The 12,063-nt window shown below is 49.6% G+C and carries 9 protein-coding genes; 8 read left to right on the plus strand and 1 reads right to left on the minus strand.

The features are described 5' to 3' along the window. Positions 1–113: 113 nt before the first annotated feature. The 7 genes from OF158_RS02315 to OF158_RS02345 all read left to right on the plus strand — a co-directional run bounded on the left by OF158_RS02315 (position 114) and on the right by OF158_RS02345 (position 8,761). The gene (locus tag OF158_RS02315) at positions 114–1,343 is read left to right on the plus strand and encodes a Zn-dependent hydrolase (protein ID WP_014096304.1); all 1,230 of its coding nucleotides are present in this window, start codon (positions 114–116) and stop codon (positions 1,341–1,343) included. 26 nt (positions 1,344–1,369) lie between these two features. Then, positions 1,370–2,905, plus strand: a complete 1,536-nt coding sequence (locus OF158_RS02320; RefSeq protein ID WP_014096303.1) for an NCS1 family nucleobase:cation symporter-1 — start codon at positions 1,370–1,372, stop codon at positions 2,903–2,905. Positions 2,906–2,923: 18 nt separating this feature from the next. Further along, positions 2,924–4,276, plus strand: a complete 1,353-nt coding sequence (locus OF158_RS02325) for an NAD(P)-dependent oxidoreductase (RefSeq protein ID WP_017550635.1) — start codon at positions 2,924–2,926, stop codon at positions 4,274–4,276. Between the two features lie 3 nt (positions 4,277–4,279). Further along, positions 4,280–5,560, plus strand: a complete 1,281-nt coding sequence (gene preA / locus OF158_RS02330) for an NAD-dependent dihydropyrimidine dehydrogenase subunit PreA (RefSeq protein WP_035182637.1) — start codon at positions 4,280–4,282, stop codon at positions 5,558–5,560. Between the two features lie 14 nt (positions 5,561–5,574). After that, positions 5,575–6,990, plus strand: coding sequence for a dihydropyrimidinase (gene hydA, locus OF158_RS02335; protein ID WP_264302949.1), 1,416 nt, complete (start codon positions 5,575–5,577; stop codon positions 6,988–6,990). A gap of 12 nt (positions 6,991–7,002) precedes the next feature. After that, positions 7,003–7,191, plus strand: a complete 189-nt coding sequence (locus OF158_RS02340) for a hypothetical protein (protein WP_014096299.1) — start codon at positions 7,003–7,005, stop codon at positions 7,189–7,191. Between the two features lie 166 nt (positions 7,192–7,357). Beyond that, the gene (locus OF158_RS02345) at positions 7,358–8,761 is read left to right on the plus strand and encodes an amino acid permease (protein WP_014096298.1); all 1,404 of its coding nucleotides are present in this window, start codon (positions 7,358–7,360) and stop codon (positions 8,759–8,761) included. A 578-nt stretch (positions 8,762–9,339) separates the two neighbouring features. Here OF158_RS02345 and OF158_RS02350 read toward each other — a convergent pair. After that, complete coding sequence (locus OF158_RS02350; protein WP_017550634.1) at positions 9,340–10,497, minus strand: iron-containing alcohol dehydrogenase; 1,158 nt, start codon at positions 10,495–10,497, stop codon at positions 9,340–9,342. A gap of 270 nt (positions 10,498–10,767) precedes the next feature. On the opposite strand from OF158_RS02350, the gene OF158_RS02355 reads away from it, so the two are divergent. Continuing rightward, on the plus strand, positions 10,768–12,021 hold the full coding sequence (locus tag OF158_RS02355; RefSeq protein ID WP_017550632.1) for an ammonium transporter: 1,254 nt from the start codon (positions 10,768–10,770) through the stop codon (positions 12,019–12,021). Positions 12,022–12,063: the final 42 nt, after the last annotated feature.

Below are 12,063 nucleotides of genomic sequence, written 5' to 3' on the forward strand. Positions count from 1 at the left end.
GTAGATTTTTTCACAAAAAAATAAACTGAAAATTAGCTTAAAAATAAACATTAAAACAATAAAAATAGTGATTTTGTTTTTTCAGTGATATTCAACAAAAGGAGGAGAAAGGCATGCAGCAACAAAAAATGCTGGTTAATGCACAAAGGTTACAGGAAACGCTGGAAAAGTTTGCGTCATTCGGGCGGACGCCGAATAACGGGGTTACACGGTTATCATTGTCGCAGGAAGATCTTACAGCAAGGGAGTACTTGGAAACTTGCTGTAAGGAAATCGGGATGGAAGTGAAATACGATGACATGGCAAACATGTATGCTACAATGCCCGGCAAAGAAGGCAAGCCGCCTGTGGTGATGGGCTCCCATCTCGATTCCGTCAAGAAGGGCGGACGCTTTGATGGCGTTCTTGGTGTCGCGGCGGCATTGGAAGTGGCTCGCACGATTCATGACAACCGGATCAAATTGGAAATCCCTTTTACCATCGTCAATTTTACAAATGAAGAAGGGGCAAGATTTGAGCCGGCGATGATGTGCTCGGGGGTCATTTCGGGCAAATTTGATAAGCAAACCGTTCTTCAAAGCCGGGATGAGACGGGGATGACATTCGGAGAGGCGCTTTCGGCGAGCGGTTATGCCGGCAGCGTTGAAAACCGCCTGAAGAAAGCAGCCGCCTTTCTTGAAATGCATATCGAGCAAGGTCCGGTCCTGGAAAGTGAAGACAAACAAATCGGAATTGTCGAAGGGGTCGTCGGCATGGTCAATTATGAAATTGAAGTCACTGGCGAATCCAACCATGCTGGCACGACGCCGATGGGCATGAGGAGGGATGCATTGTTCGTTGCTTGTGACATCATCAGGGATGTTCGTGAACAATTGAGTATGCTTGACCCGGAACTTGTTTATACGATGGGGCGGATGAATGTGTATCCGAATATCCATACCGTCATTCCGAATAAAGTGGTGTTCACACTTGAAGCAAGGCACAAAGATCCTCAAGTAGTGTCGCAGGTGGTGAGTACAATCAGGACGTTACCGCAGGAAATGGGCGGATGCACGATTGCTTCAAAAAAATTATGGTCCCGTGATACCGTTGCATTTGATCAGGGCATTGTCAGCCGGCTTGAAAAATCGGCTCAGTCGCTTGGGATTTCCGCCAAAAGAATGTACAGCGGCGCTGGCCATGATGCGCAATTTATTGCAAGCTACCTGCCAACCGCGATGATTTTTGTACCGAGTGCAGGTGGCAAAAGCCACTGTGAGGAAGAACTGACGTCATATGAAGACTGCGCGCGCGGCGCAAACGTGGCACTGGATACCGTGTTGTCTTTGCTTACAGGGCAATAACAGCAAATGAAAACGGAGGGGAACGGATGAAATCACAAATTGAAGAAAACGGTATTGTCATCCTGACGAAGGAAACGGCAGAACAATTGCAGCACTCAAACCTCTGGAATGATGACCTGCGCCCTGCAACAAAAGAAGAGCATACCTGGACAGGAAGGAGTTTTGCAGCTTTATGGATCGGCATGTGCCTGATCATTCCTTCCTATACAATGGCAAGCGGCATGATCTCGCTTGGGATGAACTGGTGGCAGGCACTTCTGACCATTTTTCTTGGAAACTGCGTTGTGCTGGTCCCGATTTTGTTAAATGCGCATGCCGGTGCAAAATTTGGGATTCCTTATCCGGTATTTGCAAGGCTCTGGTTCGGATCAAAAGGCGCACATATTCCGACTTTGGCTCGTGCGATCGTGGCAGCCGGTTGGTTCGGGATTAATACCTGGATCGGCACGACAAGTATTGACGCCTTGATGTCGCGCATGGTCTCGGGCTGGTCCGGCCTGCCTTTTCATACCGGAATTGTATTTCTGCTTTTCTGGGCGTTAAATGTTGGCATTGGGATCAAAGGGCCTGAAGCGATTAAATGGCTTGCCACCATTTCTACACCGGTGGTTGGGGTCTCGTCCATAATTTTATTTATCTGGGCGGCCACCCATGTCAATGGCTGGGGGCCAATACTCACAGCGCCGAGCAAGTTCCAGACGACAGGCGAATTTCTCGCGGTGTTCTTCCCGGCACTGACCGGCGTCATAGCCTTTTGGGCAACGCTTGCGCTTAATATTCCCGATTTTGCCCGCCATGCGGTGAACCAAAAATCGATGATGATTTCCCAGTCGTTTGCGCTGCCGCTGACGATGACAATATTCTCTTTTATCGGCATTTTCGTCACTTCCGCCACCGTTGTGATTTTTGGTCAGGCACTTTGGCAGCCGGTTGATCTGCTTTCAAAATTCCCGACTCTTGTCGTTTTTATCGGGGCCATTGTTGTCGCCATTTCATCCATTACGGTCAATGTCGGCGCGAACCTGGTGGCCCCGGCCCGGGCAGTTGAAAATTTATGGCCGCGGCGCCTGACATTTGCGTCGGGCGCAATTGTGACAGGCCTTTTTGCCATTGCCATGCAGCCATGGTACCTCATGTCAAACTTTCAAAATCTGATTTACGGTTTTCTTGGCACATACGGTGCGCTCCTCGGCCCGATTGACGGTATTGCGATCGCCGATTACTGGATTGTAAGGCGCCGGAGGTTTGACCTAAAAGAACTGTATGAGACGAACGGGCGCTACAACTATTCTTCCGGAATTAATACGAGCGGGGTATTTGCGCTTGTGATCGGCATTGCGGTTCCGGTTGTGGGGCTTCTTGTCCCGGGCCTTAGATTTTTGTGGGACAATGCGTGGACAGTCGGAATCTTAGTTGCCGCTGTTGCCTACAGCTGGCTGATGCGCAATGACAGGAGTTTGTTGTCCCAGAAAGCATATGAAGACATCACCGTTTTTGTCAGCCGTCATGAAAAAGGCGGTGCGGTGACCGCAACCGTTGCGGAACAAAGCAATCAAATATAACTTGCAGGGGGTGTTTGAATGGAATCTTTGACGGTCTCAGCCGTGTTTAAAGAAGTTCGGCGAGATTTATCCGCACAGGAAGCAGTGGAAGAAGCAAACCGTTGTTTATACTGTTATGATGCGCCATGTACGAAAGCCTGCCCGACCGGCATTCCCGTTCCTTCTTTTATCCGGAAAATCGCCACGGGCAATTTGAAAGGTTCCGCGCGTGCGATTCTGGAAGCCAATCCGATGGGGGCGACCTGTGCCCGCGTCTGCCCTACCGAAGAATTGTGCGAAGGGGCATGCGTGCTGAACGAGCTTTCCCTGCCGATTATGATTGGCGATTTGCAGCGGCATGCCGTTAACTGGGCGATGCAGTCCGGGGAGACTCTTTTTGAAAAACGCACGTCAAACGGCATGAAGGTTGCCATTATCGGCAGCGGCCCAGCCGGTTTATCCGCGGCTAGGGAACTGGCGAGGTACGGCTTTGGCGTCACTGTTTATGAAGCAAAGGAAAAAGCGGGCGGACTCGATACATACGGGATTGTCCCGTTCCGCCTTCCCCAGGAAATTCCGCTCTGGGAAGCGGACCAAGTGACAGCTTTGGGCGTGGAGATTTTGACAGAAATAAGGGTCGGCGAAGACATTTCAGCGGAGGAAATCCTCTCCCGCTATGATGCCGTGCTAGTTGCATGCGGAATGGGAAATGTTCCGCGCCTCGGCATCCCCGGAGAGGAGTACAACGGCGTTTTGGATGCAATTGAATTGATCGAGAATATCAAAGAAGGCAGGATAACGAATGAATTTAAGGGCAAAAGGGCGGTTGTCATCGGTGCCGGGAATACAGCGATCGATGCTGCCACCTGCCTGAAGCGCGCGGGGGCGGCGGATGTAAAAATTGTCTACCGCAGAACCGAAGCGGAAATGACGGCTTACAAAAGTGAATACGAATTTGCGAAGCGGGAGGGAATTGAATTCAGATGGCAGTGGCAGCCCGCAGAAATCATCAGCGATGTATCCGGCAATGTTACGGCGCTTTCTTTGAGCCGGGTCGTGCTTGGCGCACCTGATGCCTCTGGAAAACGCAAGATCCAGGCAACAGAAGATCCGAAATTTAGGCTAGAAACAGACGTGGTGGTCCGGGCGATTGGCCAAAACCGCCGTACTGATCTAATCAATGCATTCGGCCTTGTGCATCACCATGGTATTCTTGCAGTGGATCCGGAAACTTATCAAACTTCCAATGAAAAAATTTATGCGGCCGGAGACGTTATTTTTGGCATCGGCCCCACGGAAGCGATGGTAGTCAGTGCGGTTGAACAGGGAAAGAAGGCAGCATATGCCATTCAACGCGCCATGCAGACGCGTTACATGAGAGAGGAGGTTTAGTTTTTGGCAAATTTAAACGTTGAGATTACCGGCATCCGTTCGCCCAATCCTTTCTGGCTGGCATCGGCGCCGCCGACCAATTCCGGCTACCAGGTACAGCGTGCATTTGAAGCCGGATGGGGCGGGGTGGTTTGGAAAACGCTCGGCGATCCGATTTTAAATGTCACGTCCCGGTTCGCCGCACTTTCCTATAGCGGAAGAAGAATGGCCGGTTTCAATAATATTGAACTGATTACAGACCGGCCGCTGGATGTAAACCTGAAAGAAATTACTGAAACGAAAAAGAAATTTTCTGATCGAGCAATTATTGCCTCGGTGATGGTGGAGCCAAAACGGGAAAAATGGCATGAAATTGTCAAAAGGGTGGAGGATGCCGGTGTTGATGGACTCGAATTAAATTTTGGCTGCCCGCACGGCATGGCGGAGCGCGGGATGGGTGCGGCATCCGGCCAGGTCCCGCAGCTGGTTGAACAGCAGACTTACTGGGTCAAGGAAGCCGCAAAAACCCCGGTGATTGTAAAACTGACTCCGAATATAACGGATATTACAGCCACTGCCTTCGCTGCTGTACAGGGTGGAGCCGATGCCGTCAGTATGATCAATACGATTAACAGCCTGATGGGGGTGGACCTCGATACCTGGCAGACCGTCCCCCACGTAGCAGGCCTTGGCACACACGGCGGCTACTGCGGCCCGGCCGTGAAGCCGATCGCATTAAGTATGGTGGCAGAATGTGCCCGCAACCCTGACATCCCCGTCCCGATTTCCGGAATCGGAGGGATCGCCACCTGGAAAGACGCAGCTGAATTTATGCTGATGGGCGCCTCCAATGTCCAAGTTTGCACAGCCGTCATGCACCACGGATTCTCAATCGTGGAGGATATGATTGACGGATTGAACCATTATTTGGATGAAAAAGGGTTGCAATCAGCTTCGGACCTTATTGGAAAATCCGTACCGAAATACAAAAACTGGGGAGAACTCGACCTTAATTACAGGACAGTCGCCCGCATTAACGAGGAGCATTGCATTCATTGCAATAAGTGCTATATCGCTTGTGAGGATACGGCTCACCAGTGTATTGACAGGCTGGTGGATACTTCCGGAAAAAGCATTTTAAGGGTGCGCGAAGAAGACTGCGTCGGCTGCAATCTTTGCTCGCTTGTCTGCCCAGCGGACGGCGCCATCACAATGATACCGTTACGAGGGGAAATGCCGCTTACCTGGAATGAACGCCAGCGAAAAATATCCGGTCTTGAAGCCGACGAAATCACAATCAGTTAAATGGAGGGAAATACATGAAAAAACTTATTAAAAATGGAATTGTTGTAACCGCAGCGGACACTTATGAAGCTGATTTGCTGGTTGATGGGGAGAAAATTATAGAAATAGGACGCAATCTCACAGCAGATGATGCAGAAATCATAGATGCAAAGGGGGCTTATATTTTTCCGGGCGGGGTCGATCCGCATACACACCTAGACATGCCGTTCAACAATACGGTAACCGATGATGACTGGGAAACCGGCACAATTGCCGCAGCATTCGGCGGCACCACCACGATCATTGATTTCTGCCTTACAACAGGGGATGATACGTTGGAAAAAGCCGTTGCGCGCTGGCATGGCAAAGCGGAGGGCAAAGCTGCCATTGATTATGGTTTCCATTTGATGCTTGCCAATCTGGATGAAAAGGTGCTGGAAGAATTGCCACTCTTACTGGAAAAAGAAGGAATCACCTCGCTGAAAGTTTTTATGGCATACGCAAAAGAATTCCAAGCTGATGACCGCACCCTGTTCCGCGCATTTAAAGCCGCAAAAGAAGCAGGCGCGCTCGTAATGGTCCACTGCGAAAATGGGAGCGTCATTGACGAACTGGTTACAAAGGCGCTTGCAGAGGGACACACGGAACCGATTTACCATGCTTTAACCAGGCCTCCCGAAGCGGAAGGGGAAGCGACACACCGGGCAATCGAGCTGGCCCACATGGCGGATTCCCAGCTGTATGTCGTCCATGTCACCTGTGCCGAAGCCGTCAAGCAAATCGCCGAAGCACGCGCCAAAGGATACAAAGTATGGGGAGAAACATGCCCGCAATACCTTGTGCTTGACCAGTCTTATTTGGAAAAACCGGATTTTGAAGGCGCCAAATACGTCTGGTCGCCGCCGCTCCGCGAAAAGCATCACCAGAAAGTGCTGTTTGACGCTTTAAAGGCCGGCATTTTGCAAACCCTTGGCTCGGATCAATGCTCTTTTAACTTTAACGGAAAAAAACAGCTCGGACGCAATGACTTTTCTAAAATCCCGAACGGCGGCCCGTTTATCGAAGACCGGTTCAGTATTTTTTTTTCAGAAGGCGTGAAAAAGGGGATCTTATCCTTGAACCAGTTTGTGGACATTGTTTCCACCCAACCGGCGAAACTGTTCGGCCTGTTCCCGGAAAAAGGAACAATAGCTGTCGGGGCGGACGCAGATCTCGTTATTTTTGATCCGGAAGTAAAGTGCGTAATTTCTGCAAAAACCCATCATATGAACGTGGATTACAGCGCGTTTGAAGGCATGGAAATCACAGGAGAGCCAATCTCTGTTTTATGCCGTGGCAATTTTGTCATCAAAGACAAAAAATTTATTGGCCAGCCGGGAAGTGGGAAATATTTGAAACGCAAAAAAATTAACCAGGGTGCTCTGCAGTCCCCGACAGCAGCCACAGTGTAAAAGGAAAAAATGATGCGCGAATCCATTTTATTCCTGAAAGAAAAAGCGGAGATTGACCGTCTGCTGGATTGCGGATTTCGAATTACAGCGGTAGAAGAGGACCTGAACGGTTCTCTGGTCACCTTTACGAAAGAAAACCGATGCTCAGTGCGGCAGATCGTGACCACGGAAGGAAGAAAGTATTTTCCATTAAAAATTTGATCCATCGGAAACCCGATTGCTTGATGCAATCGGGTTTCCCATTTCCAGAAAATCTATTCCAAAATTTATTTTAACGAATTACTAATTTACCACTTTACTAAACTAAAGAAACACGCTAAAATAAAGTCATAAATTTTACCGAGAACAACACAGAGGGTGAACATATATGAATAAAAAATGGGGACTTTGGACATTAACCACGTTCGTCGTCGGTAATATGGTGGGCGGCGGGGTCTTCATGCTGCCGGCTAATCTCGCAAATAAGGCCGGGGCGCTCGGTTCTACACTTGCGTGGGTGCTGACCGGTTTTGGCGTTTTGATGATTGCGCTCGTGTTCGGAAACCTGGCCATCCGGAAACCGGAACTGAAAGCAGGACCGCAAAGCTACGCACAGTCGCTTTTTAAATCGAAACAGGCAGGCCGGGTCGCCGGCTACAGCATGGCATGGGGCTACTGGGCAGCGAACTGGGCGGCAACGGCTTCCGTCATTATTTCGTTTGCGGGTTATTTAACGACATTTTTCCCGATTATGCAAAGCACGAAAATCCTGTTTACGCTCGGATCTTTCCAAATGGAGACCGGAAAATTTTTGACATTTGCTGTGTGTACAGTCATGCTTTGGGGGATTCAATCGATCCTGTCGCATAGCTTTAACAGTGGCGGAAAAATGAATCTTATCGCGACGGTCACAAAAGTACTCGGCTTTATGATGTTTATCGTCATTACCGTTTTTGCATTCGATGCCGCGAACTTCGGCAATGCGAAAGCTTTTACCGATGCGGACGGCCACGCCGTTTCTCTCTTCGGGCAAATTAACGGCGGCGCCATCTCCACATTGTGGGCGTTTATCGGCATAGAATCGGCAGTGATGCTGTCAAACCGCGCCAAATCACAAAAAGATGTGAAAAAGGCAACACTTCTCGGCCTGTTGATCTCGATCCTGATTTATGTCGGCATTACACTACTGACAATGGGCGCTTTGTCCCAGGCGGAACTGCGCGTTTCACATAAACCGCTTGTCGATGCGCTCGGTCAGGTGCTCGGTGCAAACGGCCAGTATATATTAGCCGCACTGGCGCTCATTTCCTTGTTTGGTTCAACTGTCGGCTGGATTATCGTCAGCTCCGAAGTGCCATACCAGGCGGCAAAGGCCGGCCTTTTTCCGGCATTTTTCGGGAAAACGAACAGAAAAGGATCACCGTCCCGTTCGCTATTGGTAACGAATATCATGACGCAAATCTTTTTATTCTCCACTGTGTCGGACACCATTTCGGAAGCGTACGATTTTGCCATTGTCGTGGCAACACTGGCCTATTTGATTCCGTATCTTGTATCGGTTATTTACCAGTTGAAGCTGGTGGCAGCCGGTGAAACTTATACGTCGCTAGGCGCTCGCACAACAGACGGTATCATTACCGGTATTGCGCTAGTGTATTCGGTATGGGTTATCATTACCGGCACTGCCGATTTAAAAACGTTCTTCCTCGGCATCGGGCTGTTTGTCATCGGCCTGGTTTTATACCCGGTTTTGATGCGGGAAAATAAAGTATATAAAGAAGTGTTGGAGTAACTGCAACCCGTTGGGAAGACTGCTTCCTGACGGGGTTCCTTTGCTTAGGCTAGTCACCCGGCCACCTCTATTGCGAGATGATTCAGAAGTGGAGGCGGATTGTAACCCCCATTTCTTAGGTTCCTTTCTTGGCCGGTTTCCAACGGTCCGCCACTATGACCAGTTGATTCAAGTGGAGGCGGGTTGTAACCTCATTTCGATTCTTGTGCCAGTTTCCAATGGGCCGCCGCTATTGCGAGATGATTCGTACGGAGACGGGTTCAACCCCCGTTTCGCATTCTCCATTCATGTACCGGTTTCCAATGGATTGACACTATGGCCAGATGATTCAGAAGTGGGGGCGGGTTGTAACCCCATTTCGATTCTTGTGCCAGTTTCCAATGGGCCGCCGCTATTGCGAGATGATTCGTACGGAGACGGGTTCAACCCCCGTTTCGCATTCTCCATTCATGTACCGGTTTCCAACGGGCCGACGCTATGGTCAGATGGTTCGGAAGCGGAGGCGGGTTTTAATCCTCTCATTTCGCAGGCTCCCATCAAAAAGAAAAGGATGCCCTATAAAGGACATCCTTTTCTTTTTACAAACTCATCTTCAAAATTTCCCGCACATCTTCCTTGCCCAGTTTTTTAAAGTTGCCGATCGGGCCGAATGGCAAAGCTTTTTCTGCCATGACGTCGAGCTTGTCATCGCCGATATTGTAATCTGCAAGCCGGCTTGGCGCGCCGATTTCGTTAAAGAAAGCGCGGACTGCATCAATGCCAGCAAGTGCAATTTCCTCATCCGTTTTCCCTGCAGGATCCACGCCCCATACCTCAACGGCAAACCGTTTGAAACGCGGGATATTTTCTTTATAGACGTACTTCATCCAGTTCGGGAAGATGATCGCAAGCCCGCCGCCGTGCGGGATATCGTAAACAGCGCTGACGGCGTGCTCGATCGAGTGCGTTGCCCAGTCGGTTTCCACGCCGGTCGCAAGCAGGCCGTTGAGCGCAAAAGTGGAGCTCAGCATTAAGTTTGCGCGCGCATCATAGTCCTCAAGGTTTTGCAGCACTTTACGCGCATTTTCGATCACTGTTTTCATAATCGTTTCTGCAAAACCGGTTTGCAGCGGAATTTCTTTTGTATGCGAAAAATATTGCTCAAATACGTGCGAGAGCGTATCCGAAATGCCGTAAACAGTCTGGTTACGCGGCACGGTAAACGTATTTTCCGGGTCTAAAATCGAGAACGTCGGGAAAGTCATGCTTGCTCCGTGTTTTTGTTGCGTTTCCCAGTTCGTAATCACCGAGCCTTTATTCATCTCTGAACCCGTCGCAGCCAGCGTCAGCACAGTGCCAAGCGGCAGCGCTTTTTCCACTTTCGCCTTTCTTTCGTAAAAATCCCATACATCGCCGTCATACAGGGCACCGCCTGCGATTGCTTTCGAACAGTCGATGACGCTGCCGCCGCCGACAGCAAGAATCCAGTCGAGTTCATTTTCGCGGATCAGGGAGATGCCTTTTTTAACGGTGGACAGGCGCGGATTCGGTTCAACGCCCGCAAGTTCGCGCACATGGCAGCCTTTCTTCTCAAAAATTGCCTGCAATTTGTCATACAAGCCGGAACGTTTGATGCTGCCGCCGCCATATACAAGCAAGATCCGTTTTCCGAGCTGGTCGATTTTTTCATCGAGCTTTTCGAGCTGCCCTTTTCCGAAAATCAGTTCAGTCGGGTTGTAAAACGTAAACGGGTTCATCCAATTCCCTTCTTTCTTTGGAGTTTTACAGACAGATTGTACCACATTTTAGGATGCGCCAATCATTTTAAAAGCTTGCATGAGGAAAACAGTCCTTTTCGTTTAAAATTTGAAAGCGCGTTCTGATCGGTATGTAAGAAAACCTGACAACAAATATAAAAATTTTAAAAAAATTAACGAAAAAGTATTGAAAAAATGGCTGACATCACATATGATAATTTATATAACAAAGATGCGTTATAAAATCTAACATCAGAAAGGAAGAGGCAAATGGTTCCTGCAGATTCGGTCTTTATGTTTGTATCGACGGCGCTTGTTTGGGTCATGACACCTGCGATTGCGCTGTTTTACGGGGGGATGGTGAAAAGCAAAAACGTTTTAAGCACCGCGATGTACAGCTTCGGTTCGCTTGGGATTGTATCGGTATTATGGATTCTTGTTGGTTATTCGCTGGCGTTTTCAACCGGCGGCAACGCGATTCTCGGCGATTTAAGCTGGGCGGGGTTGCACGATGTCACGTTTAAACCGAATGCAGATTACAGTGCGACGATTCCGCATAACTTATTCATGATGTTCCAAATGACGTTTGCGGTTTTAACCATTGCCATTATTTCAGGCGGTTTTGTCGGACGGATGCGGTTTTCGGCATACTTGATTTTCATTTCCTTATGGTGCGTGCTCGTCTATGCGCCTGTTGCCCACTGGGTATGGGGCGTTGGCGGCTGGATCCGCAACCTTGGCGCACTCGACTTTGCAGGCGGCAATGTGGTTCATATTTCTTCCGGCGTGGCGGCCCTCATCCTCGCGCTTGTGCTCGGAAAACGGAAAGAATCCGAGACCGGACGGCATAACTTAATGCTTGTCCTGATCGGCGGCAGTCTCCTTTGGCTCGGGTGGTTCGGATTTAACGTCGGAAGTGCCTTATCGTTAAATGAAGTTGCCATGTATGCTTTCATCAATACCAATACTGCGGCGGCTTGCGGGTTAATCGGCTGGGCCGCGGTGGAATGGATTGTCAATAAAAAGCCGACATTGTCAGGCGCGATCTCGGGCGGCATTGCAGGGCTTGTAGCGATCACGCCGGCAGCCGGGTTTGTAACGCCAATGGCTTCGATCCTGATCGGCCTGGTTGGCGGCATCGTCTGCTTCTGGGGCGTCACGTATTTGAAATCGAAACTCGGCTATGATGATACGCTGGATGCATTCGGCATTCACGGCATCGGTGGCACATGGGGCGGCATTGCAACCGGCCTGTTCGCCTCTAAAGCGGTCAATTCTGCTGGCGCGAACGGTTTGTTCTACGGTGATCCGTCGCTCGTCTGGAAACAGCTCGTCGCCATTGTGTCCACCTATATTTTCGTTGGTATTGCCTCCTTTATTATCATCAAAGCGATCCAATTGTTTATGCCGATCCGTGTTGATGAAGAAGCGGAAAAAAGAGGTCTTGATATTACGTTGCACGGCGAACATGCTTACGGCCAGCCGTACGAAGATGCGGTTTACGAACAGGCTGCAGCAAAATAATAGAAGAAATACCAGCCCCTTTCCAGGCTGCCGGGACAATCC

Source organism: Weizmannia sp. WK01, assembly GCF_025905465.1.
Lineage (GTDB): Bacteria > Bacillota > Bacilli > Bacillales > Bacillaceae_C > Weizmannia > Weizmannia faecalis.